Genomic DNA, 26,870 nt, shown 5'->3' with positions numbered 1-26,870 from the left:
TATCCTCGGCTTTCAGAGGCGTTAGAAGTTGTAGCGAAGGCCCAGCAGCGCGCTTGCCGTCGCGAAATCGTCGGAGGTGAACTCGGGGTCGAAATAGTCGATCGCGATCGCCGCGCGGGCGATCAGGCGTTCGGTCAGAGAACGGTTGTAGGAGGCAGATGCGCCCAGCGCGGTGAGATCGCCGCCGGCGCCCTCGCCCTCTGCGGCCGCATCGAACCAGTTGACATAGGCATTAGCTTGGAGGTTCGCATTGCGTCCCAACTGCCGGGTCAAAGCGCCTGTTATATAATAACTTTCGTCTGTCAAACCGTCGAGCTCTTCGAGCACGGTGCCCTCGGCGGCGAGGAAGGTGCGCCGATCGTATCCGGCGCCCAGTGCGGCGGTGAGGCGGCCGATCTGTCGGCGGTAACTCGCCGCCATGCCGCGTCCGCGAAAGGCCGCCGAACGCACCGAGCCGAGCGCATTGACCAAGCCAACACCGTCCTCGTCGGACACGAGGCCGCCGAAATCACCGCTGACCGGATTGCGCTGTGCGACGAAATCGCTCGACAGGCGCGCGAGCGAATTGCCGAGCACCCCGCCGAAACCGGAGACGCTGTCATAGACGTTGATGGCAAGCGCGCTGCGTCGATCGGGCTGGTAGGTGAAATTGCCGTAATAGGTCGCGCTGTCATAGCGCTCGCCTACAAAGGCGGAGAGCGAGGTGCGCGAACTGGGGCGCCAAAGGACGCCCACATCCCACAGGAAACCGTCGACGTCGAAGGCGATGGCGCGCGGGGCGCTGCTATCGGTCTGAAAGCGGCCGTCGGGGCCGATCACCGGATCGCCATTCGCATTGCGCAGCACGTCGCGGCTCGAAACTTCGACATTCTCGTATCCCACCCCGCCGACGATGGCGATCGTGGGCGCGATCGGGATCGTCACGTCGGCGCGCACGAAGACGTCGCGCACGCGCTGATCGAGGTTCGAGATGTCCTCCTGAAAGCCGCCTGCAGTGACGGCAAGACCGACCGGGAAGGGATCGCCGACGCGCGTCGCAGCGCGCACCTGGCCGCGATAGGTGACGCTGTCGTCGAAGACGTCGATCGGTTCGCCATCTGCGTCGAAAGCCGCGTCCTGCGCCTCGAACCGGTTGTAGCCGACGCTGGCATTGCCCGTCACCTCGACCGCGCCGGTGCGCGCAGCGAAGGTGGGGCCGGCATAGAGCGAATAGATCTGGCTCGCCGCGTCCTCGCTGACCAGCGGATTGGCCGAAACCGCGCCGCCCGCATCGACCCGCGTGCGGCTGGCGAGCGCGCCGGCCTCGAGCGTTAGATTGCGCGGAACGAGCGCGAGCGAACCGCGCGCGATACCGCTGATCGTATCGGTGTCGACCGCATCGCCATAGCCGATATTGCGCTCGTAGCGCAGTGAGACCGACGCGCCGCTATTGCGCCCCTGTGTGTTCCAATCGACCCCCGCGGCGATCTGCGTGAAAGTGAGCGTGTCGCTGACCGGCGATAGCTGCGCGGCGAGGACCTGACTAACCTCGATATAGGGCTGAATGGTGGTGGTCGGACGTTCTTCGCCGTCTTGCGCCACAGCGGGCGCAGGCAAGGCTGCCAGGGCGGCTGCGACCATAAGGATAGCCAAGGCATGGAGGCGTAGGAGCCAGATCACCGGGCCGAATGTCCATAATCGCCGAAGCGGCGACCCGAAGGACTGAACCGCGCCGCGTTGAGGAGCAGCTTGATATCGGGGCAGGCCGACAGCAATTGGCGCGCATCGTCGAGCGCCGCATGGGCGGTCTCGTCCGCACGCACCACCAGCAGCGCCTGGCCGACATGGGCGGCGAGCTCGGCCGCAGGCGAGGCGGCCAATGCGGGCGGTGTGTCGAAGATTAGGAAGCGGTTGGGCGCGCCGCGGGTCAGCCGCTCCAGCACCGCCTCGATCCGCCCGCCCGCCAGATATTCGGTATCGCGCACCGAACCATTTCCGGCGCTAAGAACGTGGAGCCCTCCGATATCGGTCGGCGAAACAAGGCTCTCTGGCGCGATGCTCTCATCCGACAGCACGTCCATCAGGCCCGGTCCGCTTTCGACGCCGAGGCGGCGCGGGATGGACGGGTCGAGCATGTCGGCATCCACCAGCACGACTTCGATCTCTCGTTCCGCCGCCAGTGCGATAGCCAAATTTACGGCGCAATAAGTCTTGCCCTCGCCGGCATGGGGAGAAGAGACCAGCACCCGGTTCGCCGTTCCAGTCACGCTCGCACGCGCATCGGCGAGCAGTTCGCGCTTCACGATACGGAACTCCTCAAGCAGCGCGGTTGCGGCCTCTTCGGGGATGATCAGCCCCTCCTCGCGCAGCTTCTCGCGGTCGATCGCGAGATGCGGTCCGGTGAAGGCGACCGACTCGCCCTGTTCGGACACGGCAATCGGCGATGGGCGTTCGCTTTGCGGCGCAGGTGCTGGTGCGGCAGGTTTGCGCGCGGGCGGCAAATCGGCCGGAACCGGTCTCCCGCTCAACGCCCCGCCGCCGAGCAACGCATCGGCGCGCTCGAACAGCGATGCCGGCTTGACCTGCGTGCTGTCGATCTTCGAATGTTGCGTCATGCCACGGCCCTCACGCGATCGTTCCGACCGAGACGACCTCGATCACCAGCAGGATGGCGAGCACGCCGACCAGCGCAGCGGCGGCTCCGGCGAACTGGTTCGAGCGGCGGCGGCGCGCTGCCCTCGCCGCGTCGGACAAGGTGAGCGAAATGGCACCGATTACCGGCAGGCCCGTCGCGCGCTCGAGCCGCTGGCTCGTTGCGAAGGTCGAGCGCAGCTGCGCACTTGCATAGGTGACGCCCGCCCCGGCTCCGCAGCCCAGCACAAGCACCGCGAGGAGCAGCAGGATGCGATTGGGCGCGACCGGCTGTTGCGGCACCACCGGCGGGTCGACGAGGTCGAACTTGTATTGGCTCGTCTCATCGACCACGTCGCCGCGGGTGCGCAGCTTCTCGCGGTCTTCGAGCAGTCTTTCGTAATTGCTGCGCAGCACGTCGTAGTCGCGGCTGATTCGGTTGGCTTCGGCGGCGACGGCGGGTTCCGATGCCTGGCTCGCCGCAAGCGAGGCGAGCTGCGATTGCAGCGCCGCACGACGGGCCTGCAGCGCCTCGATCGACGCTTGGCGATCGGCGCGCAGGGCGAGAAGCGAGGAATAGGCCGGGTTGGGCGTTCCGCTCACCTGGCCCGGACCGATGCTGGCGACCTGCCGCGTCAGGATGTCGACCTGGCGACTGGTGGAGATGACATCGGGATGCTGTTCGGTGAGACCGCGCGCGCGCAGTTCGGCAAGCTGGGCCTGCGCCTGGAGCAGCGCCGCACGCGGGCCGACCGCATCCGCGCCGCCCATCAGCACCCGCGGCGTGCTCGCGACCTGGCTACTGATGGCGGCGAGCGCGCTTTGCGCGGCGGCGAGATCGGCCTCGGTGTCGCGCAATTCGGTCCGCGCCTGCTGCACCCGCGTCGTCAGGGCGTTGGAGCCGCCGATAAGGTCAGGATATTGCGCCTCGAAGGACAACCGGCGTTCCTCGGCCGCTTCAAGCTCCAGCTTGCGCTCGCCGAGCTGATCGTTGAGGTCGGCGATCGCGCCACTGATCTCGGCGCGGTTGCCCGAGATGTGTTCCTCGCGAAAGATATCCAGCAGCTTTTGCACCACATTGCGCACGAGCACCGCATTCTCCGCATCGCTCAGATCGGACTTGCCGACCTTGGCGGTGATCGAGAACAGATTGTCCTCCTCGCTCTCGACCTTCACGTCCTCGGCCAACCGCGCGATCGCATTGTCGAGATCGCCGCGCTCGGAAATGCCTTCGCCGAGCTTCGTCGCCGTGATCACCTTTTCGAGGTTGATCGAGGAGAGCAGCGTCTGGCGCACCCGCGTGATTTCCTCCCGCCCATCACCGGCAATACCCAGCTGTTCGGAAAGCACATCGTCGACATCGACATAGATGCGCGCCTTGGATTCGTAGGTGTTGGGGATGAGCGCGACGATCAGCCATCCCGCGAGACACACACCCCACGCCACGCCCAGCGCCAGCCAGCGCCGATGCCAGATCGAATGGAGCGCTGCGCGCAGTTCCTCGAAGACTTCGCTCATCGGCCTAGAACCGGCTCTCCGGGATGATGATCGTATCGCCCGGACGCAGCATCACATTGGCGCTCGCATCGCCGCGCTTGAGGAGATCGGCGAGGCGAAGGCGATATTCGGTCTGGTTGCCTTTCTCGCGATCGATCCGCAGCAGCTTGGCGCGGTTGCCCGAGGCGAATTCGCCGAGGCCCCCGACCGCGATCATCGCGTCGAGCACGGTCATGTTGGCACGGTAGGGGAGCGAGGCGGGCTGTTCGGTCGAGCCGACGACGCGGATTTGCTGGTCGAAGGTCGAGTTAAATTCGTTGACGATGACCGAGACGATCGGCTGTTCGATATACTGGACGAGCTCATCGCGAATATCGTCCTGCAGCTGGGTCGCGGTCTTGCCAACGGCGGGCATGTCGCGCACCAGCGGGATGGTAATGCGCCCGTCGGGCCGCACCTGGATCTTCTCCGCGCTGAGTTCCGGATTGCGCCAAACATGGATCGTGATCTCGTCGAGCGGGCCGATGATATATTCCTCGCTCGGCGCCGTGCTTGCCGTGGCGTAGCTGGCAGACGGTAGTTCGGGTCCGCCCGCTCCGCAGGCGGTGAGCGCGCCGGTCGCGCATAGGGCCGCTGCGAGGCGGGCGAAGGACGAGTTTTGGGGCATCGATACGTTCCTCGGGTCATGACTGGCGCCGCCGCCCGGTCTTCTCTCGCAGGAGCGACCTGCAAGCCGGGTTTCGCCGCGAGCGACGCCCGGCGTCCTCGACGATATTGGTGAACATTGTGTTAGGAATAACCTGCAAATCGCAGGCCCATCCCGATGCGGGACAGCGGCGGGCGGGTTCCTAAATCAGCAGCTCGCCAGCCGGTCCGTGACCGAGGAAAGCCGCCGGCGAGGCGGTCGCGCCGTAGGCGCCGGCGCAGAACACCGCGACCAGATCGCCCACTTCGGCGCGCGGCAGGAGGGCTTGATCGGCGAGCCGATCGAGCGGGGTGCACAGGCACCCGACGACGTTAACCACCTCCTCCGGATCGGCAGCGAAGCGGGTGGCGATGGCCAGGGGATAATTGCGCCGCACCACGGTTCCGAAATTGCCCGACGCGGCAAGTTGGTGATGGAGCCCACCGTCGGTCACGAGATAGGTGACGCCGTGGCTGACCTTGCGATCGACGATGCGGGCGAGATAGACCCCCGCTTCGCCGACGAGATAGCGCCCGAGTTCGAGGCACAATTCGGTATCCGCAAGGTTTGACGGCAAATCGTCGCAAAGCTGCGCGAGCCCGGCGCCTATCGCGGAAAGATTGAGCGGCTCGTCGCCCGGGAAATAAGGGATGCCGAATCCCCCACCAAGGTTCAGCTTGGGCAAAGGCTCACCGATATCCTGTGCAAGTTCATCGGCCAAATTCAGAACGTTGGCTTGCGTTTCTAAGATCGCTTCTGCGCTAAGCGCCTGACTGCCGGTGAAGATATGCAGCCCGCGCCACACGGCCCCCCCGGCGATCACCATGCGCGCAAGGTCCGGCACTTCGTTCGCATCGACACCGAACGGCTTGGCACCGCCGCCCATCTTCATGCCCGAGCCCTTGAGCTCGAAATCAGGATTGACCCGGATCGCGATGCGCGGCGCTGTGCCTAGGCGCTGACCGATATCGATTGCGCGCATCGCCTCGCCGCGAGACTCGCAATTGAGAGTCACGCCTGCGGCGATCGCCGCCTCAAGCTCCTCGTCGCGCTTGCCGGGTCCGGCAAAGCTGATGCGCGCGGGCGCGATATCCGCCGCCTGAAGAAAGCCAAGTTCGCCTGCCGAAGCGATGTCAAAGCCGTCCACAAGCGGTGCCATATGTGCGATCACATCCGGATGGGGATTGGCCTTGACCGCGTAATTGATGCCGATGCGACGGGGCATAGTGGCGCGTAACGCGGCGATGCGCGCGTCCAGATGCGCCTTCGAATAGACGAAGAGCGGCGTGCGACCGGCAATCTCTACGAGCTCGCTCGACGTACGCCCCCCGATTGCAAGCTCGCCAGCTTTGGATTCATAGCCTTCGGGGATCGGTCCGAGCGGCTTCGCCTTGATCACGGCGCGTCTCCCGAAAGCTCGCGAAGAAGCGCGGCACGGTCGATCTTGCCATTGGGGTTCAGCGGCATGTCGCTGCGCCAATGAACTTCTCGCGGCTGCATGAAATTCGGAAGTTCTCGCTTTACAGCACTGATAAGTCTATTCTTCTCGTCGTTATCGTTCGCTCCACGCACGACCAGATGGATCGCCTGCCCCAGCCTTTCGTCGGGCACGCCAAGCGCCACCGCCTGCGTCACAAAGCCGGTCGCCAGCGCCGCTTCCTCGATCTCTTGCGGACTGATCCGGTTCCCTGCGCTCTTGATCATCGCATCGCGCCGTCCGACGAAATAGAGTAGGCCATCCGCCTCGCGCCGCACCCTGTCGCCCGACCACACCGCCGTGCCGCCATAATGCGAGGCCGCGGGGGCCGGGCGGAAACGCTCCGCGCTGCGCTCTTCATCGCGCCAATAACCATGTGCCACCAGCGGTCCACAATGGACCAGTTCGCCCTCCGCCCCATCGGCAGCGACAGCGCCCTCCTCATCGATCACCAATATTTCGGCGAACGGGATGGCCCGCCCCATCGAAGTCGGGTGCAAATCGACGAGCGCGGGTTCGAGATATGTCGAACGGAAGGCTTCGGTCAGGCCGTACATGGGATAAAGATCGCCTGCGGGAAACAGCGTGCGCAGCTGACGCACGAGATCGACAGTGAGTGCGCCGCCGCTATTGGTCAGCCGACGCAGGCTCGCCCGCGCTTCTGCCGGCCAATCGACCTCGGCAAGCTGCACCCAGAGCGGCGGCACTGCGGCGAGCGTCGTGACGCCGTGATGCGCGCAGGCCTTGATCACGTCGCGGGGGAACAGGAAATCGAGCGGCACCACTGCGCCGCCTGCATACCAGGTCGATAACAGCTGGTTCTGCCCGTAATCGAAGGAAAGCGGCAGGACCGCCAGGGTCACCTCGTCGTCTTGCAGCTTCAAATAATGCGCAACGCTGGCGGCGCCGAGCCAGAGATTGGCATGGCTGAGCATCACGCCCTTGGGGCGCCCGGTCGATCCGCTGGTGTAAAGGATGGCCGCAAGCTCGCCGGTATTCGCTTGGCTCGGCCCGAGCGCGATGTCGGCATCGCACGTAGCTTCGAGCGCGTCGGCCTCTTCCCATAATGCGCAATTCGCAGGGGCATCGCCCGGTTCGAGCGATGCGAGCCGCGACGGCGTGCCGATCAGCATCGCAGCCTCGCTGTCGGCGAGAATATGCGCCGCCTGCGTGCGTTTCAGCAGCGGGTTGATCGGCACATGGACATGCCCCGCCCGGGCGGCGGCAAGCGGCAGAAGGCAGGTGAGTTCGCCCTTCGCCGCCCAGCTCGCGATCCGCTCGCCCTTCCCTGGAATCTCGCGCGACAACCATCCGGAAAGCCGCTCGATCCGGCGCTTCAACGTATCATGGCTGAGCACCTCATCGCGCAGGATGAGGGCATCCGACCCGCCAAGACCGCGAGCACCCGAGCGTTCGACCAGATGGTCGATCGGGCACGGCGCGGGGTCGGTTTGGGCAGACATTATGGCGATACGATCGAAGTGGGAGCAGATGATCGGGCCGCGGTATCACGGCAGCGTTAAGGATATGCAAGGCCTCTCTGCTGTCGCGCTGCGAGCGGCCCCCGACGGTCGGGCCGCGCGAACTGATGAATTGCCTTGCTATCGAAGAGCCACCGAAGCCCCTCGACTTGCACGCCGCCCCCCGCCCCGTTAACAGCGCCGGTCTGACGCGAAGAACCGCCCCGGGCGGCCGCAAGGCCGCCGCGTTTACGAGGATGCCTGTTCGATGAGCACCCAACCTGCGACCGGCGACACGAGCGAGAATGCGAGAATGGCGAGCGCGGATACTGCGCTGGAGACGAGCCGCGCCGAACTCGATACCACGCTCAAATCGATTATCGCCGACATCCTGGGAATCGACGCCGCGCAGGCGAATGCGATGGATGCGGACAGCGGTTTGTTCGGTCACCTGCCCGAACTCGATTCCATGGCCGTGGCGAGCCTGCTCACCGAGATGGAAGACCGGCTCGGCATTGTGATCGAGGACGAGGATGTCGAGGGCGAAATGCTCGAAACCTATGGCGGCCTACTCGCCTTTGCCGAGGCGAAGCTGATCGGCGCTTAGGCAGCGCCGGGCTGCGGATCGGGCGCGCGTGATGAAGCACCTCACCTGGCATGCGCCGCTCGCCGGCGGCGGGACTGGCGAGGAAATGTTGCTGGCTTTCGAAGGGACGAGCGAGCCGCGCCTGCTTATGCTGCCCGCTTTATTCGACGAGGCCAACCGGATGCGCCGTTTCACGGTGCAGGCCATGCGTGCTCTTAGCGAGCAGGGAATTGCAAGCTATCTGCCCGACCTGCCGGGTTGCAACGAAAGCCTGGCTCCGCTTGCGGAGGAGACCCTGGCGACATGGCGTAAGGCCGCCGAGGAAGCCGTACACGATGCGGAGGCGACCCATGTCCTCGCCATTCGCGGGGGCGCGTTGATAGCGCCTCCGGGACTGCCCTCATGGTTCTATGCGCCGGTAAGCGGTGGGAAGATCGTGCGCGGTATGGTCCGCGCCGGCGTGGTCGCGGCGCGCGAGGCCGGGGAAGAGGTAAGCTCGCAGCAGTTGTTAGAACGAGGGCGGGTCGAAGGGGTGCGCCTTGCGGGCTGGCCGATCGGCGCGGCGATGTTCCGCGAACTAGAACAGGCCGAACCACTGGACGATCCGCAGACCGTCAGCATCGCGCAGGCGCAAATCCCCGGCCGTCCGCTCTGGCTGCGCGCCGAGCCTGATGAGGACGAAGCGGCCTCGCAAGAGCTGGCGAACATCGTGGCCGCGGGGCTTGGGGGATGAAAAGGCTGCACTTCGCCTTCGGTTGCGGCAGCCTGAAGCTCGCGGGCACGCTCGACACGGCGCCGGGCACCACTGGCCTACTGATCGTAAGCGGGGGTAACGAAGTCCGCGCGGGCGCCTTTTCCACCCAGTCGCATCTCGCCGCCGCGATCGCGCAGCGGGGCTTTCCGGCCTTGCGTTTCGACCGGCGCGGGATCGGCGACAGCGAAGGCGAAAATCGCGGTTTCCGCTCGAGTAAAGGCGACATTTCTTGCGCGCTCGAAGCCTTTCGCGCGATGGCACCGCAGATGGAGCGCGTCGTCGGTTTCGGCAATTGCGACGCGGCCTCGGCGCTGATGCTGGCGGGCGGAGCGGGGTTCGACGGGCTGGTGCTGTCCAATCCCTGGACCTTCGACGAGGAGGCCGATGGCGACGCGGATCAGGGCGAACCACAGCATGCTCCCGGCGCGATCCGCGCGCGCTATGCCAACAAGCTCAAGGACCCGCGCGAGATCGCGCGGTTGCTGCGCGGCGGCGTCGATGTCGGCAAGCTAGCGCGGGGTGTGCTTCGCGCCGTGCGCCCTGCGGCACCTGCCTCGACGCTCGCTGCGGAAATGCGGGACGGGCTTGCCGATTTCGACGGCCCGGCGCGCATCCTTCTCGCCGGAGCAGACCGTACAGCACAGGCTTTTGCTGAGCAGTGGGACGGGGACGACACCCGCCTCCAAATCTGCCCCGATGCAGGGCACAGCTATGTCGAATCTGCGCATCGCCAATGGCTGGAAGAACAGATCCTCGCGGCTTTGCGCGCCTGAGGCTCAGCGCTCGAACAGGCTGACCAGCTCGACATGGGTCGACCAACGGAACTGTCCGACCGTTCGCACCTTGACAAGCCGCATTCCAGTCTGGGTGAGCTGCGCCGCATCGCGCGCCCAGCTTGAGGGATTGCAGCTGACATAGACCACGCGCGGCACCTTGCTCTGCGCAATCTCGGCTACCTGTGCACGGGCGCCGGCGCGCGGCGGATCGAGCAGCACGGCGTCGAACCTGTCGAGCTCATCGACCTGCAAGGGGTTGCGGAAGAGGTCGCGGTGGAGAGCGATGACCCTGCCCCCACTATGCGATGCTGCAGCCGTGCAGGCGAGATGCGCCGCACGGTCGGCTTCCACAGCCAGCACCTTGCACCCCGTGCCGCCCGCCCGGGCCAGTGCGAAGGCGAAGGTGCCGAGCCCCGAGAAAAGATCCGCGACGATACCGGCATCGTCGATCCATTCGCTCGCATCCGCGGTAAGCCGCGCCTCGGCATCGGCGGTCGCCTGAAGAAAAGCGCCCGGCGGCAGGGCAACCGGAAGACCGGATAGGTTGATGGTGACAGGCTCGGGCTCCCATACGGTTTCCGGCCCGTAACCCTGATCGAATGTCAGCCGGGCCAGCGCGTGCTCTCGGGCGAATCCGAGCGCCGCCTCTGTCGCTGCCAGTCCCTCGAGCGGGAAACGGACGAGCCCGACATCGACTCCCTGGTCGCAGGTCGCCAGCGTCAGATCGACGCCCCCGCGCGGTCCGTGTTCGGCAACGAAGTCGCGCAAGGGGGCGACGAGCGCGGTCAGCGTGGGCTCGAGCACGTGGCATTCACGCATGTCGACGATGCGGTGCGATCCCGCCTCGCGAAAGCCGATGACCGCGGCCCCGGCGGTGCGCATGGCATGGAGAGTTGCGCGGCGACGGGAGTTTGCGGGCGAGAGATGCGCATCGAGCCACTCGCGCGCGTCAATCGCCTGTCCCTCGGCGGCGCCGCGCACGCGCTGCTCGACAAAGGTGCGCAGGGCGGCTTCGTCCGCATGCTGCAATTCGCATCCTCCGCAACCCGCCCCGCCGCGAGCCGAAAAATGGCGACAGGGGGGCTCGACATGGTGCGGCCCCTCTTCGAGCGAACCGTCTTCGCGCAGCACATCGCCGGGCAGACCGCGCGCAGCATGCCGTCCGCTCGCAGTGACCCCGTCGCCGCGCGCCGCGATCCGCACGATGGGTTCGCGCGCGTTCAAAGGCACCGGGCGACCGCCTGCGGGATGGTTCTCACAAGTTCGTCCGGCGTGAACGCTGGACTTGCCAGGCGCGCCGCCGCTCCATGCAGCCACACCGCCTCGCAGGCCGCTTCGAATGGCGGACGTCCGGTCGCGGCGCGACTCACGATAATCCCGGCAAGGACATCGCCCGTTCCAGCGATGGAAAGCCAGGTGGGCGCAGGCGGGGCAATCGCCTGGCGACCGTCGGGCGCGGCTATGAGGGTGTCTGGGCCCTTCGCGACGACCACCATATCGGAAATGCGGGCGAGCGCGCGCACTCTCTCCATCCGCGTACCCGCCATCACGGGGAAGCGGCGACACAACGCATCAAGTTCGCCATCGTGCGGCGTGGCGATGATCGGCCCCGCTTCCCCGCGTATTTCAGGCGTGAGGAGGTGCAAGGCATCGGCATCGCAGACGAGCGCACGCTCGGCGGCGAGCGCCGTTTGCAGCCTCTCCTCGGCTCGGGCGTCGCGGCCGAGGCCCGGCCCAATGAGCACCGCTGAAATGCGCTCGTCGGACAGTGCTTCGGTCAGTTCACCGCTTTCGACCACCAGCGAGGGATCGGCGCCAGCCTCCTCGCTTCGGTCCCACAGCTTCACATAGCCGGCGCCTGCCCGCATCGCAGCGGCGGCGGCGAGCTGCGGGGCACCGGGCATTGCGCCGGCGACGATGACCGCGAGACCGCGCCGGTATTTATGCGCATCGAAGCGGGGCGGCGCGATCTCGGGCTTTTCGATGAGGCGAGACGCATCATCCTGTGCCGCAATCCCCAGAGGAACGAGGCGCGTCGCTCCCATAAGTCGCCGTCCGGGAAGCAAATGATGCGCGAACTTCCAAGCGCCCAGCGCCAGCGTCAAATCGAAGCGCGGCACCCTTTCATTGAGCACTTCGCCCGTGTCGCTGGCGATGCCCGATGGTACGTCGATTGCAACCCGGTAATCGTGACGGTGCGCAAGGTCGCGCAGCAGCAAGGCGTGCTCGCCGCTCAGAGGTCGCGAAAGGCCCGATCCGAACAGGCAGTCGACGAAGACGTCGCCGCGCCGACCGCCATCCGAGGTCTGCACGTCCGCGCCCCACAGATCGCGTGCCTGACGCGCCGTCTCGGTCGACGGCGGCACGGGGGCGATAATGCGCACCGCATTGCCCACTCGGCGCAGCAACTGCGCGATCACATAGCCGTCGCCGCCATTGTTGCCCGGCCCGCACAGCACCGTGACGCTGCGTCCGCAGGCGATGCGTCTGATCCATTCAGCGGCGCCGCCCGCGGCCTCCTGCATCAGCTCGAACTCGCTCGTGCCCGCGTCGAACAGCGCCCGTTCGGCAGCCCCCATCTGCTCGGCGGTAAGTATCTGGTTTGCGCTCATCGATCCGGCGCCACTAGCAGGTCGCGCGGCATGCGATAGCGCGCTGTACCAATCTCGAATTCGATCGAACGCTCGCTCACCCGTTCGGTGCTGAAGACCATTTCCGCGCCGTCGACTATCATCGGCATCCGGCCCGCGGCATCGAATCCCATCCTTCTGAAACTTCCGTCCGGGTGGTGGATTGTGAAGCTTTCCGCGCCGGTTCGCTCGAACACGCATTGCGGCGCGAGCTCGCTCGATCCGGCAAAAGCGCATTCGACTATTTCGCCCTCGGGCGCAGGGCTGACGGGATCGCCGCAAGCCGAGACGGCAAGAGCAAAGCCGACCGCGCTAGATATCCGCAAAGACATGGGTTTCCGATGCCGCGCCCGGATGGGTCAGTGCCCCCTGATAGGCAGGCCCCACATTCTGTGCATAGCGCCACAAGGCGCCCGACTGGTAGTCGTTTGTGCGCGGTTGCCAGCGCCCGCGCCGCTCCTCGAGCACCTTGTCGTCTACGTCCAGATCGATCGTTCCGGCCTCGGCGTCGATGCGGATAGTGTCGCCGTCCTCGACCAGCGCGATCGGTCCGCCATCGGCGGCTTCGGGGCCGACATGGCCGATGCAGAAACCGCGCGTGGCCCCGGAAAACCGCCCGTCGGTGATGAGCGCAACCTTCTCGCCCATGCCCTGACCATACAGCGCGGCGGTGGTGGCGAGCATTTCGCGCATACCGGGGCCGCCCTTGGGACCCTCGTAGCGGATGACGATGACGCTGCCCTCGGCGATGTCACGCGCTTCCACCGCGGCGAAGGCATCCTCCTCGCATTCGAAAACCCGCGCCGGCCCGGCGAATTGGAGCCGTTCCATCCCCGCGACCTTCACGATGGCCCCGTCCGGCGCGAGCGAGCCCTTGAGCCCGACGACCCCGCCGGTCGCGGTGATCGGGTTGGCGACTTCGTAGAAGACCTTCTGGTCCGGATTCCAGGTGATCTCCTCGATATTCTCGCCCAGTGTCTTGCCGGTGACGGTCATGGGTTCGGGATCGAGGAAGCCGCCATCGAGCAGTGTCCTCATGCCCATATAGACCCCGCCCGCCTCGTGCATGTCCTTGGCGACATATCTCCCGCCCGGCTTGAGGTCGGCGATATAGGGCGTCGACTTAAAAATCTCGGCAACGTCGAACAGATCGAACGCGATGCCCGCCTCACTCGCCATGGCAGGCAGGTGCAGCGCGGCATTGGTCGAACCACCGGTCGCCGCGACAACGCGGGCGGCGTTCTCGAAAGCGGCGCGCGTGCAGATGTCGCGCGGGCGCAGATTTTGCTCGAGCAACGCCATGACCTGCTTGCCGGCGGCCCTCGCCACCTCCTCGCGCGATTTATAAGGAGCAGGCGCCATGTTGCTGTTGGGCAGGGACAATCCGATCGCTTCGCCGACGCAGGCCATGGTGTTGGCGGTAAACTGACCGCCGCATGCGCCATGGCCCGGGCACGCGACCTTCTCCAGCGCGATTAGCTCCTGCAACGGGCAGGATCCCGCCGCATGCTGACCGACCGCCTCGAACACATCGACGACCGTGACGTCCTCGCCCTTGTAGGTGCCGGGCAAGATCGAGCCGCCATAGACGAAGATCGAGGGCACGTTCAGCCGCAGCATCGCCATCATCATGCCGGGCAGGCTCTTGTCGCATCCGGCGAAGCCAACCAGCGCATCGTAGCAATGCCCTCGCACAGAAAGCTCGACGCTGTCGGCTATCACCTCGCGGCTGACCAGCGAGCTTTTCATGCCCTGATGCCCCATCGCGATGCCATCAGTAACGGTGATGGTATTGAACCGGCGCGGGGTGCCTCCGCCTTCGACCACGCCTTCGCGGCAGATATCGGCCTGCCGGTCGAGCATGGTGTTGCAGGGTGCAGAATCGTTGCCGGCGCTGGCGACCGCGACGAAGGGGCGCGCGATCTCCTCCTCGCTCATCCCCATCGCGTAATAATAGGAACGGTGCGGCGCGCGTTCCGGGCCGACCGAAACGTGGCGGCTTGGCAGTTTGGACTTGTCGAATGGCATGGCTGTTCCCCGATCCGATCGCCGTGTGTCAGGCCTGCCCTGCCGTTACAGCAGCGCCAGCGCAACCCTGCCGCAGACATCGGCGATCATCGCGGCCCAGCGCGACTGGTCGGCGCGAGTAGTGATCAGGTCCTGCCGGATCTCGATCGCGCAATAATGGCGGCCATGCGCCTCGGCATGGCGGTTCATGGTCGCGTTCAGCTCGCGGCCGGAATAGGGTTCGTTGTCGCCGACATTCAATCCCTGTTCGCCGAACAGGCGAATGGCATGGCGCGCCGCGCGGTCGTCATTGTTGTAGAGCAGCGCGACTTCCCAGGGCCGGTCCTCGCCGGCGCTTTCCAGACGCGGGGTGAAGCTGTGCAGCGAGAGGATGAGGTCGGGCGAAGCGGCTTCGAGCCAACGGGCAAGCGCTTCATGGTAGGGCCGATGGTAACGCTGCAACCGCGCTTCGACATTCGCGCCGATATTGCCGGGAATGAGGTGCCCGTCGCTGCTGGTCGGCACCACGGCTTCGTTGTCCTCCTCGCGGTGGAGATCGACCACGAGGCGGCTGATCTGCGCCAGATGGGCTGGGATCGCGTGTCGCCGCGCCAGTCGCTCGGCGATGCCCGCGACCCCGATGTCGAGCGCGATATGCGTCTCGAGCAGTTCGGGCGCGATGCCGAGCACCACTTCGTCCGGCACGAAGTTGGAGGCATGGTCGGCGACGCAGACAAGCCCGCCGCGCACCGATCCGCCGATCTGCTTGTATACCTGGCCATCGATCATCGCAGCTTCCCCATCATCATCCACCAATTCTGCTCGGCCTGCGCGATCGCTTCGGCGGCCCGGTCGCGCGCTTCGTCGCTTTCGTAAAGTGCAAAGCAGGTCGCGCCCGAACCCGACATCTCGCATATCCAGGGATCGGTTTCCCCAAGCGCGCTCAATATGTCGGCGATGGCCGGGCATCGGGCAATAGCGGGCGCACGCAGGTCGTTGCGGCCTTCCCGGGCGATCTGGCGAGCGGAGCCTTCGGGAAGACCGCCGCGATCCTGCCCGTCCCATGCTCCAAAGACCGGGCCGGTGGCGAGCGCCGTGCGTGGATTGACCAGCAGCACCGCCATGCCCGTCATGTCGTTTTCGATCGGTTCGAGCTGCGTGCCCGTCCCGCGCCCAATCGCCAGCTCGCTGCGCACACAGCAAGGGACGTCGGCACCAAGCTGGGCGGCTCGCCGGGGCCAGTCATCGGGCAGGCCATGCATTTGCTCGACGATGCGAAACATCGCCGCTGCATCCGCCGATCCTCCGCCAAGGCCCGCGGCAACCGGCAGGTTCTTTTCGAGCGTCACATCGAGGCCCTGGGGACGCGGGAGAACGGACAATGCTTTCGCGACCAGATTGTCGAAAGAGTCTTCGATGCCGCTCGCAAACGCGCCCACTGCTGTCACGCGGTCCTGCTGCGACGCCCTTGCGACGAGCACATCCCCTGCATTGACGAAGGCGAACAGCGTTTCGATCTCGTGATAGCCATCCTCCCGCCGCGCGCGAACATGCAGCGCGAGGTTGATCTTGGCGTAAGCGGTTTCTTTCAAGGGGTTTTCCAACCTCTCTCGTCATTGCGAGCGAAGCGAAGCACTTCGGTGCAAAGCGCGCGGCAGCTCGGGATTGCCGCGTCGCTTCGCTCCTCGCAATGACGAACGAAGCGACGGAACCCATCACATATTCGGATAGTTCGGACCGCCGCCGCCTTCGGGCGTCACCCAGTTGATGTTCTGGTTCGGGTCCTTGATGTCGCAGGTCTTGCAGTGGACGCAGTTTTGCGAGTTGATCACGAATTTGGGCTCCTGCCCCTCTTCGATCACCCATTCGTAGACCCCTGCCGGGCAGTAGCGGGCCGAAGGTCCACCATAGACTTCGAGCTCGCTCTCGCGCTGCAATTCGAGATCGCCGACCTGCAGGTGGACCGGCTGGTCTTCGGCATGGTTGGTGTAGCTGTAGGCGACGTTCGTCAGCTTATCGAAGCTGATCTCGCCATCGGGCTTGGGGTAGTCGATCTTCGGATAGAGATCGGCGCGGCCGGTCATGGTGTAGTCGCGGTGATGGCCCATGCTGATCGGCAGGCCGATCTTGAGCGTGCGCATCCACATGTCGACGCCGGCCAGCGCGGTGCCGATATCGCCGCCATATTTGGCGACCGCGGGCTGCGCGTTCTGGACCTTCTTCAATTCGTCCGCGATCCAGCTCGAGCGCACCGCCGCGTCGTAATCGGCAAGCTCGGTCTTCTCGTGGCCGTCGGCGATAGCGGCGGCGGCGCTTTCGGCTGCAAGCATGCCGCTCTTCATCGCGGTGTGGCTCCCCTTGATCCGGGGCACGTTGACGAAGCCCGCCGCACAGCCGATCAGCGCGCCGCCGGGGAAGGTGAGCTTGGGCACCGACTGCCAGCCGCCTTCGTTGATCGCTCGCGCGCCATAGGAGACGCGCTTGCCGCCTTCGAGATATTCGCGGATCGCCGGGTGGTGCTTCCAGCGCTGGAATTCATGATAGGGCGAGACCCAGGGGTTGCGGTAATCGAGCGCAGTGACAAAGCCCAAAGCGACCTGGCCATTCGCCTGATGGTAGAGAAAGCCTCCGCCCCAGCTATCACTTTCGGTGAGCGGCCAGCCCTGTGTATGGATGACGCGGCCCGGCACGTGCTTTTCAGGGTCGATGTCCCACAATTCCTTGACCCCGAGGCCGTATATCTGCGGCTGGCAATCGGCTTCGAGATCGAAGCGCGCCTTCATCACCTTGGTGAGGTTCCCGCGCGCGCCTTCGGCAAAGAAGGTGTATTTCGCCTGAATCTCCATTCCGGGCTGATAGTCGGCCTTCTGGCTGCCATCGGCGGCGATGCCCATATCTTGCGTAACGACCCCGCCGATACGACCATCCTCGTCAAAAATCGGCGCGGCGGCGGGGAACCCGGGAAAGACCATGACGCCCAAACCCTCGGCTTGTTCGCCAAGCCAGCGCGTCAGATTGCCGAGCGAGCCGGTGTAGCAGCCTTTGTTGCTCATCAGCGGGGGCATGATCGCGTGGGGCAGCGAGGTCTTGCCATTTTTGCTCAGCACCCAGTGCCAATTGTCCGTCACCGGCGTCTCGGCCATCGGGCAATCCATGTCGCGCCAGTCGGGCAGGAGCTCGTCCAATGCCTTGGGGTCGACCACAGCGCCCGAAAGGATGTGCGCGCCGATCTCCGATCCTTTTTCGAGAACGACGACCTCGAGTTCCTCGTTGATCTGCTTCAGCCGGATCGCGGCGGAGAGGCCGGCAACCCCGCCACCCACAATCACGACGTCGCAAGGCATTGATTCGCGTTCGCTCATGAGCTTTTGTATCCCGATGATCTGTCAGCGCCTTCTACATGGGGACGCTGCGAAAAATATGGAGACTATCCTGTTGCATTGCACTTGCGGAGCGCAGGGTGGACAGTCAAGACCTGCCGCGAAAACAACATGAACGCGCCCAACCCCCCGCCCGCCGCCGATCTTGCCGCCGAATTTGACGCGACGATGGGTTGGTGGCGTGCGGCCGGAGTGGACTGCGATTTTGCCGACCAAGCCAGGAATTGGCTTGCGGAAGCGGAGCACGACCAAGCCCCAAAATCATCCGGCCGAACGGATGGGCAAGCCGGCAACGCGCCCTCTCGCGAAACTGCGAAGGTCGCCGAGCGACCGGTCCCGAACCCTGCACCGCAAGAGCGGGTGGACCTGCTCGGCGACGATCCGCCCCGCGATCTCGCCGCATTCCGGAGCTGGTGGCTGGAGGCGCCGGGGCTCGACGCGATCGGGCCTCGCGGGCGCGTGCCGCCGCGCGGGACGCTGGGGGCGGCGCTGATGGTTCTGGTGACCGATCCCGAGGAGGGCGATCGCGAGCGGCTGCTGGATGGACCGCAGGGCCGGCTCCTCGCCGCGTTCCTCGCTGCCGCAGGTCTTGCCGAAAGCGAAGTCTATCTCGCCTCGTCGCTTCCCCGCCACACGCCGATGGCCGACACGGTCCGGCTGGCGGCGGGCGGTATGGATGCGGTTACCCTGCATCATATCGCGCTCGCCGCGCCGCAACGGGTGCTAGCGCTCGGCACAGGGCTTGCACCGCTAATCGGGCACAGCACGGCGCAGGATATTTCCGGTTTGGACAATATTAACCACAAGGGGCGCAGCATTCCGCTGATGGTGAGCGAGGGGCTCGAAAGCCTGATCGCGATGCCGCGGTTGAAGGCGCGTCTATGGCGGAGATGGATCGAATGGTCGCAAGATTTCACGGTGCAGCGATGATGAAGTCTGTACGCATTCGCCGAATTTGCGCTTCCATGATCGTATTCACAGCGTCCGTCGTCGCCGTTGCTCCAGCGGCGGCGCAGCCTTCGAGCATGGTGGCCAACTGGGACGAAGACGCGCTCGCCAACAGCGCAGTGCCGGCCGTGCTGAACGAAGAGGAACGCGCGCATTATCGCCGCTTGTTCGCGGCCATCGATGCCGAGAACTGGGACGCGGTGCGCGAGGGGCTCGGTCTCTATCCGGCCAGCCCGCTCTATCAGGTGGCGCTTGCCGAATATTACACCCACGCCAACAGCCCGAAGGTGAGCGCAGGTCAGGTCGCCGACTGGTTCGATCTCGGCGTCGAGCTCCCGCAGGCCGAACAGATCGGGCGCATCGGCCTCAATCGCGGGCTCGAGATGCTTCCGATGCTCCCGCAAAGCCAGCGCCTGTCGCGCCAGCCCGGTCCTTCCAAACGGATGCGGCCCCGCCCGGTGCGCGACGGTTCGATTTCCGATGCCACCAGCGCCGCCATTCTTGAAGCGATCCGGGGCGACGATCCCTATACCGCGCGCGCCTTGCTCGCCGAAGCCGAAAACGGCCTCAGCTCCGCCGCCCGCGCGGAATGGCGCCAGCGCGTCGCCTGGAGCTTCTATATCGAGAATGACGACCGCGCCGCACTCGCGATGGCGCGCACGGTTGGGGAAGGCACCGGCCCCTGGGTCGCTGAGGGCGAATGGGTCGCGGGACTGGCCGCTTGGCGCCTGGGCGATTGCGACCTCGCAAGCGACGCTTTCGCGCGAGCCGCGCAGGGATCGACCAATATCGAGCTCACCGCCGCCGCGCATTACTGGGCGCACCGCGCGCTCATTCGCTGCCGCCGGCCCGACGCCGCGCAGCCGCATCTCGCTGGCGCCGCGCGGTTCGACGAGACGCTTTACGGCATGCTCGCCATCGACCAGCAGGGTATCGAAACTCCCGCCGCCGCGCCCGCCGAGCCTTTCGACGGCGAGGATTGGGCGGCGCTCCAGCATCGCTCCAACATCCGCACCGCGGCGGCGCTGGCGGAGATCGGGCGGCAGGGCCTCGCCGACCAAGTGCTGCGGCACGAGGTGCGCATCGGGCCGTCGGGCAACTACCCGGCGCTCGCCCGGCTTGCGCGCGAGCTCGGCCTGCCTTCGACGCAGCTCTTCATGGCGAGCAACGCGCCCTACGGCCAGAGCGCGGATCCGGCGCTGCGCTTCCCGGTCGCCCGCTGGCAACCGAGCACTGGCTGGCGGGTCGACCCCTCGCTCGCCTTCGCCCACGCCCTGCAGGAGAGCAATTTCCGCGCCGCCGCGGTCAGCCCGGCCAATGCCCGCGGGCTCATGCAGATCATGCCGGGCACGGCGCGCGACCATAACCGCCAGCTCAATCTGGGCGCGAGCTATGCCGATCTGAACGATCCCGAAGTGAACCTAGCCTATGGCCAGCAACATCTTGAAATGCTGCGCGATTCGAGCGCGACTCAGGGCCTGCTGCCCAAGATCATGGCCGCCTACAATGCCGGGCTCACCCCGGTCGAGCGCTGGAACTACGAGATCAACGATCAGGGCGACCCGCTGCTCTGGATGGAATCGATACCCTATTGGGAGACGCGCGGCTATGTCGCGATCGTGATGCGCAATTACTGGATGTACGAGCGCGCCGCCGGCGTGCCCTCGCCCAGCCGCCATGCGCTCGTGCGCGGCGAATGGCCGCGCTTTCCGCAGGCCCACGCGCGCCGTTCGGCCGCGGCGCGATAGGGCTCCAAGCGTGGCGATCGACGAAAGCAAGACCTTCATCCCCGTCGGTATCGCGGTCCTCACCGTCTCCGACACCCGCACGCCCGAAACCGACAGTTCGGGCGACATCCTGTGCGAGCGGATCGAGCGCGCCGGACACAACCTCGTCGCGCGCGAGATTGTCGCCGACGATGCTGGATCGCTGGTCCGGCAATTCGACCGCTGGATCGACGACCCGGCGATAGACGCTATCGTCAGCACCGGCGGTACCGGCCTCACCGGCCGCGACGTCACGCCCGAGGCGCTGGAACGCATCGAGGGCGCGCGACCCATCCCCGGCTTCGGCGAGCTGTTCCGCTGGCTCAGCTACAAGAGCATCGGCACCAGCACCGTCCAGTCGCGCGCCTGCGCAATCGTCGCGCGCGGCACCTACATCTTCGTGCTCCCCGGCTCCAACGGCGCGGTCAAGGATGGCTGGGACGGCATCCTCGCCGAGCAGCTCGACAGCCGCAACGCCCCGTGCAACTTCGTCGACCTGATGCCCCGCCTTCGGGAGCGCTGACCAAAGCGCCATTCCTACAGGATGGAACACATGGAACACTGTCCTGGCGTTCGATTTCCGCGCTGCGGTTTGTGGGGCTCTCTGGTGCCGGATCATGGAGTGAGTAATGCGCTTTCGACCCGTGCGTAGGAAAGCGTTTTCACCTGTTCGTCATTGCCAGGAGTGAAACGACGAACCAACCCATGGGCCATCCGTCTGAACATCCCCATGGGTCCATGGATTGCCGCGCTCGCTTCGGTCGCTCGTAATGACGAATTTGGTGGCGCCGGCCTCTTTGTTCTATATATGTTCCGCTCATGCGGAGTCCCGATCACCCAGATGCCGAGCGCGGGCGCGGCGCTGCTTCCGGGCATGTCTCGACGCGTTTCGGCCTCGCCACGCGTGAGACCGACGGCGACTGGCGCGATCATGTCGAGGCGCTGGACGGGCCGCCGGTGAAACTGCGCACCACCGTCACCGAGGAGCGCCCCAAGACGATCCTCTCCTTCAACCAGTCGCCCGACATCGCCTTCGACCGTTCGATCAACCCCTATCGCGGGTGCGAACATGGCTGCATCTATTGCTTCGCGCGGCCCACCCACGCCTATCACGACCTATCGCCCGGGCTCGATTTCGAAACGCAGCTCTTCGCCAAACCCGACGCGGCGCGGCTGCTGCGCGAGACGCTGGCGAAGCGCAAATATGCGGCCCGCCCGATCGCAATGGGCACGAACACAGATCCCTATCAGCCGATCGAGGGGCGCTATCGCATCACGCGCGAGGTGCTCGAAGTGTGCCTCGACGCCTGCCATCCGGTGACCATCACGACCAAGTCGGACCGCGTGCTGCGTGATCTCGACCTGATCGCAGAGATGGCGGCCAAGCGGCTGATCGCGGTGGCAATTTCGGTAACGAGCCTCGACGCAAGGCTGTCCAGCAAGCTCGAGCCTCGCTGCCCCGCCCCCGCCAAACGGCTCGCCGCGCTCGGCCGCTTGGTCGAGGCGGGCGTGCCGGTCCATTGCTCGATCTCGCCGATCATCCCCTCGATCACCGACCAATTTCTAGAGGAGATTGTCGCGCGCGCGGGCGAACTCAGCGTACGCAGCGTCGGCTGGATCCCGCTGCGCCTTCCGCACGAAGTGGCGCCGCTCTTCCGCGAATGGCTCGACGTCCATTTCCCCGAGCGCGCGGGCAAGGTGATGAGCATCGTGCGCTCGATCCGCGACGGCAAGGACAACGATCCGCAATTCTTCTCGCGCCTCAACCCGCAAGGCGTCTGGGCCGACCTCCTGCGCGCCCGTTTCCGCGTCGCCTGCAAGAAGGCGGGCATCGGCAAAGGACAGTTCGAGCTGGACTGCTCGCACTTCCGCCCACCCGAGATCGGCGGTCAGATGCGGCTGCTGTGACGAGCGCCTATTCCGCATCCTTCGTGTTGATCACCAGCGTGTCGCCTTCGAGATAGCGCAGCAGTTCGCTGGTCACGCTGCCGATCGTCGCCTGTTTGAACCCGCTCTCGCCGTGGCTGCCGAGAACGACCAGCGCGTTCGGGTCTTTCTGCAGGGCTTCGCGCAGCGCGCTGATCGTGTTGCCGCGGACGAGCTGAAAGGTCGCTTCGGCGAGCCGCGGCTCCTTTTCCCGCAGCTTGGCGAGGAAGTCCTTCATCTGGCGCTGCTCGTCGTCCTGCGTCTGTCCGGCGACATGCGCGTCCTTGTTGAACGCCTGGAACGCCACTTCCCAGGCGTGGACGATATGGACCTTCGCGTCGGGAAACATGCGCGCGGCGCGAATGATCGCGTGCGCCGACGCATCCGAATAGTCGGTGCCCGCGATGATCCTGTCATAGGGGGCATGGGCGCGGGACTTTACGACGAGCACGGGCAGGTCGGCGTTGCGCAGAATGTGGTCGACCGCGGTTCCGAGGAAGAAATCGCCGATCGTGTTGTACCGTGCTGGGCCGAGCGCGAGGACATCCGCATCGCAGTTCGCGCAGGCCTTTGCGATCGCTTTTGGCGGCGAACCGGATGGGAAGGCGAATTCTACACCCTTCTCGTCCGACGACAATCCCGACGCGGCGCACATCCGCCGGTCCATATCCGCCATGTCGGGCGGATCGTCGTCGGCAAGATTGGTCGCGTGGATCAGGTGCAATTGCGCGCCGAACTGGTCGCGCAGTATCTTGGCCCGGTCGATCGCGCGATCAGCGCGGGCGCTGAAATCGGTTGCTACGGCGATGGATTTGATACTCATCGGGGGTCCCTTCGATCTGTGCGGCAATAGTTACAGCTAAGGCACGGAGGACGCAATTGATTTGCAATAGCGCAACTCATCTGCCGGACGCGGCATTCGTCGCGGGTTGGGTCAATCGGGCGCGAAAGCCCAGCGGCGCGCTTCCTCTTTTGCGTTCGGATCGAAAGCACGCGACTCCAGCGGCAGGAGCTTGCCGAACAGCTCCACGGCTCCCGCCGCAATTGCCGGGGCGCCGACCACAGCGTATCGCTGGACCGGATCGATCGATTTAAAGCTGACCAGCGCGCCCTCGGGCGAAACCATCGCGCCCACCGCGATCTCATCCGTCGCGGTCAGATCGAGCAACAGGCGCAGTTCATCATGCGTTTCCGTCGCGTCCTCGACCAGCTCCGCCATCGCCCCGACCTCGGCGCGATCGATCTTGGAGCCGAAAGTAATGTCGATAAGCGCGGTGTCGCCGCGCGTAGTGATGTCCGATTGCACCTGTCGCTCCTTCGAGCCTATCCGAAGCCTGCACCACCCTCGCCTGGCTTGAAGCGCATCAGGCGGCTGTCGATCAGCGCGGCGGTTCGGTTGACGACCGCCTTTTGATAGTCGGGCTCCTTGATCATCTCGAAGAACGCGCCCGCATTGGGATATTGCGCGACGAAGCCGTCGTCCCAGTTCTCCGCCTCCGGTCCGGTCACCATCGTCTGGAACGCGCCGCGCCACACGATTGCGCCGCCCACGCGCCGGAAGATCGGTCCGCTGGTCTTGCCGTATTCCTCGTAGGCCCGCCTGCCAGACCAGCCCTTGCCGTGATGCTCATGGCCATCCGGGTATTGCGCATCGTCGCGGTAGCGCAGCAGGTTGAGCATATGGATCGGCTGATCGCGCGGCAGATCCTTGAACGCCTGGAAATTGGCGGGCGAGGGATCGATATAGGTTTCGCTCACGGCCTCACGCCTCCAGCTTGTAGTCGGAGAAGCGGTCGCGCAGGTCCTTCTTGCTGATCTTGCCGGTCGCGGTGTGCGGGATGTCGTCGACGAATTCGACCGCGTCGGGCAGCCACCATTTGGCGACCTGGGGCCGCAGATATTCGACGATCTCTTCGCTCGAACAGTCCGCGCCGTCCTTCTTGATGACGAACAGGACGGGGCGCTCGTCCCATTTGGGATGATACATCCCGACGCAGGCCGCCTCGGCAACCGCCGGGTGCCCGCAAGCGGCGTTCTCCAGCTCGACCGAGCTGATCCATTCGCCGCCCGACTTGATGACGTCCTTCGTCCGGTCGGTAAGCTGCAACGTGCCGTCGGGGTGGAGGATGCCGACATCGCCGGTGTCGAACCAGCCGTCCTCATTTACCGCGTCCTCTTCCGCCTTGAAATAGCGCTGGATGATCCAGGCCCCGCGGATCTGGAGCGCGCCGCTCGTCTTGCCGTCGCGCGGCAATTCGGTGGTCATGTCGTCGAGATCGACGGTGCGAAGTTCGACGCCGAAGATCGGGCGGCCCTGCATCGCGCATTTCTCGACTTTCTCATCGAGGGTAAGCAGATCCCAGTCCCAGGTCGGCCCCCCGACCGTGCCGATGGGGCTGGTCTCGGTCATGCCCCAGGCGTGCTGGACGCGGGTGCCGTTTTCGAGCAGCCGCTTGATCATGAATTTGGGCGCCGCCGATCCGCCGATGGTCGCGGCCTTTAGCGGCGGCAGGTCGATGCCTTCGGCGTCGCAATACTGGAAATGCGCGAGCCATACGGTCGGCACGCCCGCGCTGTCGGTCACGCCTTCCTTCAGCATCAATTCGTGCAGCACCGCGGGGTCGTTCACCGCGGAAAAGACGAACTTGATCCCCGCCATCGCGCCCGCATAGGGGAGGCCCCAGCTTGCCGCATGGAACATCGGGACGACCGGGAGCATGACCGAGGCGCTGGAGAAGTTGAACGCCGCCGGTTGTAGCCCCGCGATCGCATGCATCAGCGTCGAACGGTGCTCGTATTGCACACCCTTGGGGTTGCCGGTGGTGCCGCTGGTGTAGCAGATCATGCAGGGGTCGCGCTCGTCGCCCTCATACCACTGCGCATCGCCGTCCTGCTCGCCGATCCAGTCCTCGAACGCGGTCGCATGCTCACCGGAATCGTAGCAGATATAGTGCTCAACGCTCGTCCAGCGATCCTTCATCTTGTCGACGATCGGCTGAAATGCGGCGTCGTACAGGAGCACGCGGTCTTCGGCGTGGTTGACGATATATTCCAGCTGGTCCTCGAACAGCCGCGGGTTCACCGTGTGGAGCACCCCGCCCATGCCGGCGACGCCATACCAGCTGACGAGGTGGCGCGAATGGTTCATCGCAAGGCTCGCCACGCGCTCGCCCGGCTCGATGCCCAGCGCTTGCAGCGCCTGCGCCATTTTCAGCGCATCGCTCCGGATGCCGGCCCAGTCGGTGCGCGTCTGGCTGCCATCGGCCCAGCGAGTCACGATCTCGCGTCCGCCCGCCTCGCGCGCCGCGTGATCGATGACACGCGTGATCCGCATGTTCCAGTCCTGCATCGCTCCAAGGGTCTGGGTCACCATGCTCATCTCTCTCCTGTTGTCGTTTGCCCTCGATAATGGCGCGGGCGGCCGACCTTGGCAATCGCGCTTTCCCAGCCCCGGTTCGCACCGGCATCGGCGCCGCTGCCCGCGGCGCTTCGGTCTGTCACGCCATTGCCATTCAGCCGTCTTAAAGCCCGTTTCGCGAAGTTCATCCGAGGGAAGAGAGCCGTTCATGACAAAATATGCTTTGCTACTGGCCGCCACCACGGCGCTGGTCGCCGTTCCTGCCGAAGCGCGCAAGGGGCGCTTCTACGCCGGCGTCGATGGCGGTGTGGTGCTCGAAGACCAGGTCGATATCGACCGCGTCGGCCCGCCCGCCGAAAACGGCGCCTTCGGCGACACCGATACCGGCTTCGATATCGATGCGGTCTTCGGCTACGATTTCGGCGCATTCCGGCTCGAAGCGGAAGCGGGTTACAAGCAGCAGGGCTACGACACGCTCACCATCGTCAGTCCGAACAACGGCGCAGGCGTGCCGGTCGGCACCGTGGTCGAACCCGACAGCGATTTTTCCAGCATCAGCGGCATGGTCAACGGCCTGCTCGAATTCGGCAGCGACGACGGGGTGCAGTTCTTCGTCGGCGGCGGTGTCGGCATTGCGCGGGTCGATCTCGACGTGAACGTGCCTGGCCTCGGCTCGCTCGCCGACGACAGCGCGACCGACTTCGCCTATCAGGGCCTGGCCGGCCTGCGCTTCGCGGTGACCGACAATCTCGATCTGGGGCTGAAATACCGGTATTTCGTGGTGGACGAATTCGAATTCGAAGGCTCGAACGGCGATCCGCTCGAAGTCGACGCTCAGACCCATTCGATCCTGGCGAGCGTGCTCTACAATTTCGGCGCGGCCGCCGCGCCGCCGCCTCCGCCGCCGCCTCCCCCGCCGCCGGCTCCCCCGCCGCCGCCGCCTCCTCCTCCGGCACCGCCGCCGCCTCCGCCGCCGGCGCCTGCGTGTAACACGGGTCCGTATATCGTCT

At 65.6% G+C, this 26,870-nt stretch carries 25 protein-coding genes; 8 read left to right on the top strand and 17 right to left on the bottom strand.

What is annotated here, in order from left to right:
* Positions 1–21: 21 nt before the first annotated feature.
* The 6 genes from V2I30_RS07120 to V2I30_RS07095 all read right to left on the bottom strand — a co-directional run bounded on the left by V2I30_RS07120 (position 22) and on the right by V2I30_RS07095 (position 7,732).
* Positions 22–1,659: a preprotein translocase subunit YajC gene (locus V2I30_RS07120; protein WP_330661421.1), complete on the bottom strand. Its 1,638-nt coding sequence runs from the start codon at positions 1,657–1,659 to the stop codon at positions 22–24.
* A complete protein-coding gene (locus V2I30_RS07115) occupies positions 1,656–2,594 on the bottom strand; it encodes a P-loop NTPase (RefSeq protein ID WP_330661420.1) in 939 nt (312 codons plus the stop codon). Before V2I30_RS07115 ends, V2I30_RS07120 begins: the two co-directional genes overlap by 4 nt.
* 10 nt (positions 2,595–2,604) lie before the next feature.
* Positions 2,605–4,128 carry an XrtA system polysaccharide chain length determinant gene (locus V2I30_RS07110; RefSeq protein ID WP_330661419.1) on the bottom strand — a complete coding sequence of 508 codons (1,524 nt, stop codon included), beginning with the start codon at positions 4,126–4,128 and terminating at the stop codon, positions 2,605–2,607.
* A gap of 4 nt (positions 4,129–4,132) precedes the next feature.
* Positions 4,133–4,774, bottom strand: a complete 642-nt coding sequence (locus tag V2I30_RS07105) for an XrtA/PEP-CTERM system exopolysaccharide export protein (RefSeq protein ID WP_330661418.1) — start codon at positions 4,772–4,774, stop codon at positions 4,133–4,135.
* Positions 4,775–4,955: 181 nt separating this feature from the next.
* Positions 4,956–6,188: a pyridoxal-dependent decarboxylase, exosortase A system-associated gene (locus V2I30_RS07100; RefSeq protein WP_330661638.1), complete on the bottom strand. Its 1,233-nt coding sequence runs from the start codon at positions 6,186–6,188 to the stop codon at positions 4,956–4,958.
* Positions 6,188–7,732 carry an acyl-CoA ligase (AMP-forming), exosortase A system-associated gene (locus V2I30_RS07095; RefSeq protein WP_330661417.1) on the bottom strand — a complete coding sequence of 515 codons (1,545 nt, stop codon included), beginning with the start codon at positions 7,730–7,732 and terminating at the stop codon, positions 6,188–6,190. The genes V2I30_RS07100 and V2I30_RS07095 overlap by 1 nt, the downstream gene beginning before the upstream one ends.
* A gap of 265 nt (positions 7,733–7,997) precedes the next feature.
* Between V2I30_RS07095 and V2I30_RS07090 the strand changes: the two genes are divergently transcribed.
* From V2I30_RS07090 to V2I30_RS07080, 3 genes are read left to right on the top strand one after another with little or no spacing between them, the layout of a single operon-like run.
* Positions 7,998–8,336, top strand: coding sequence for an acyl carrier protein (locus V2I30_RS07090; protein ID WP_330661416.1), 339 nt, complete (start codon positions 7,998–8,000; stop codon positions 8,334–8,336).
* Positions 8,337–8,367: 31 nt separating this feature from the next.
* Entirely contained in the window at positions 8,368–9,048 is a 681-nt protein-coding gene (locus V2I30_RS07085; protein ID WP_330661415.1) for a hypothetical protein, read from the top strand.
* Complete coding sequence (locus V2I30_RS07080) at positions 9,045–9,842, top strand: hydrolase 1, exosortase A system-associated (RefSeq protein ID WP_330661414.1); 798 nt, start codon at positions 9,045–9,047, stop codon at positions 9,840–9,842. Before V2I30_RS07085 ends, V2I30_RS07080 begins: the two co-directional genes overlap by 4 nt.
* A gap of 3 nt (positions 9,843–9,845) precedes the next feature.
* Here the strand turns inward: V2I30_RS07080 and V2I30_RS07075 are convergent, their stop codons facing one another.
* The 7 genes from V2I30_RS07075 to V2I30_RS07045 form a co-directional block, all read right to left on the bottom strand.
* Positions 9,846–11,069, bottom strand: coding sequence for a class I SAM-dependent RNA methyltransferase (locus V2I30_RS07075; protein WP_330661637.1), 1,224 nt, complete (start codon positions 11,067–11,069; stop codon positions 9,846–9,848).
* Positions 11,066–12,457 (bottom strand): NAD(P)H-hydrate dehydratase, encoded by a 1,392-nt coding sequence (locus V2I30_RS07070; protein WP_330661413.1) that lies wholly within the window; start codon positions 12,455–12,457, stop codon positions 11,066–11,068. Before V2I30_RS07070 ends, V2I30_RS07075 begins: the two co-directional genes overlap by 4 nt.
* Positions 12,454–12,801 carry a hypothetical protein gene (locus V2I30_RS07065; protein ID WP_330661412.1) on the bottom strand — a complete coding sequence of 116 codons (348 nt, stop codon included), beginning with the start codon at positions 12,799–12,801 and terminating at the stop codon, positions 12,454–12,456. Before V2I30_RS07065 ends, V2I30_RS07070 begins: the two co-directional genes overlap by 4 nt.
* Positions 12,788–14,503 carry a dihydroxy-acid dehydratase gene (ilvD, locus tag V2I30_RS07060; RefSeq protein WP_330661411.1) on the bottom strand — a complete coding sequence of 572 codons (1,716 nt, stop codon included), beginning with the start codon at positions 14,501–14,503 and terminating at the stop codon, positions 12,788–12,790. Before ilvD ends, V2I30_RS07065 begins: the two co-directional genes overlap by 14 nt.
* A 45-nt stretch (positions 14,504–14,548) precedes the next feature.
* Positions 14,549–15,271, bottom strand: coding sequence for an N-formylglutamate amidohydrolase (locus V2I30_RS07055; RefSeq protein WP_330661410.1), 723 nt, complete (start codon positions 15,269–15,271; stop codon positions 14,549–14,551).
* Entirely contained in the window at positions 15,268–16,074 is an 807-nt protein-coding gene (locus tag V2I30_RS07050) for a 4-(cytidine 5'-diphospho)-2-C-methyl-D-erythritol kinase (RefSeq protein ID WP_330661409.1), read from the bottom strand. The genes V2I30_RS07055 and V2I30_RS07050 overlap by 4 nt, the downstream gene beginning before the upstream one ends.
* A 123-nt stretch (positions 16,075–16,197) precedes the next feature.
* Positions 16,198–17,844, bottom strand: coding sequence for an electron transfer flavoprotein-ubiquinone oxidoreductase (locus V2I30_RS07045; protein ID WP_330661408.1), 1,647 nt, complete (start codon positions 17,842–17,844; stop codon positions 16,198–16,200).
* 378 nt (positions 17,845–18,222) lie between these two features.
* On the opposite strand from V2I30_RS07045, the gene V2I30_RS07040 reads away from it, so the two are divergent.
* The 4 genes from V2I30_RS07040 (at position 18,223) to V2I30_RS07025 (ending at position 22,484) form a co-directional block, all read left to right on the top strand.
* On the top strand, positions 18,223–18,792 hold the full coding sequence (locus V2I30_RS07040) for a hypothetical protein (protein ID WP_330661407.1): 570 nt from the start codon (positions 18,223–18,225) through the stop codon (positions 18,790–18,792).
* A 35-nt stretch (positions 18,793–18,827) separates the two neighbouring features.
* On the top strand, positions 18,828–20,558 hold the full coding sequence (locus V2I30_RS07035; RefSeq protein WP_330661406.1) for a lytic transglycosylase domain-containing protein: 1,731 nt from the start codon (positions 18,828–18,830) through the stop codon (positions 20,556–20,558).
* A 10-nt stretch (positions 20,559–20,568) separates the two neighbouring features.
* Positions 20,569–21,099 (top strand): molybdenum cofactor biosynthesis protein B, encoded by a 531-nt coding sequence (gene moaB / locus V2I30_RS07030; RefSeq protein ID WP_330661405.1) that lies wholly within the window; start codon positions 20,569–20,571, stop codon positions 21,097–21,099.
* Between the two features lie 296 nt (positions 21,100–21,395).
* Positions 21,396–22,484 (top strand): PA0069 family radical SAM protein, encoded by a 1,089-nt coding sequence (locus V2I30_RS07025; RefSeq protein WP_330661404.1) that lies wholly within the window; start codon positions 21,396–21,398, stop codon positions 22,482–22,484.
* Positions 22,485–22,491: 7 nt separating this feature from the next.
* Here V2I30_RS07025 and V2I30_RS07020 read toward each other — a convergent pair whose 3' ends face one another.
* From V2I30_RS07020 to V2I30_RS07005, 4 genes are all read right to left on the bottom strand, one after another.
* Entirely contained in the window at positions 22,492–23,325 is an 834-nt protein-coding gene (locus tag V2I30_RS07020; RefSeq protein WP_330661403.1) for a universal stress protein, read from the bottom strand.
* A gap of 111 nt (positions 23,326–23,436) precedes the next feature.
* Positions 23,437–23,808, bottom strand: coding sequence for an STAS/SEC14 domain-containing protein (locus V2I30_RS07015; RefSeq protein WP_330661401.1), 372 nt, complete (start codon positions 23,806–23,808; stop codon positions 23,437–23,439).
* Positions 23,809–23,825: 17 nt separating this feature from the next.
* Positions 23,826–24,260, bottom strand: coding sequence for a DUF1330 domain-containing protein (locus V2I30_RS07010; RefSeq protein WP_330661400.1), 435 nt, complete (start codon positions 24,258–24,260; stop codon positions 23,826–23,828).
* 4 nt (positions 24,261–24,264) lie between these two features.
* Positions 24,265–25,875: a long-chain fatty acid--CoA ligase gene (locus tag V2I30_RS07005; RefSeq protein ID WP_330661399.1), complete on the bottom strand. Its 1,611-nt coding sequence runs from the start codon at positions 25,873–25,875 to the stop codon at positions 24,265–24,267.
* A 193-nt stretch (positions 25,876–26,068) separates the two neighbouring features.
* Here V2I30_RS07005 and V2I30_RS07000 point away from each other — a divergent pair.
* Positions 26,069–26,870 (top strand): outer membrane protein (locus V2I30_RS07000; protein WP_330661398.1); only part of this gene is annotated, 802 nt, incomplete at its 3' end.

The sequence above is a fragment of the Erythrobacter sp. genome (assembly GCF_036351135.1).
Taxonomy (GTDB): domain Bacteria; phylum Pseudomonadota; class Alphaproteobacteria; order Sphingomonadales; family Sphingomonadaceae; genus Erythrobacter.
This window is presented reverse-complemented; position numbering and strand designations above follow the sequence as displayed.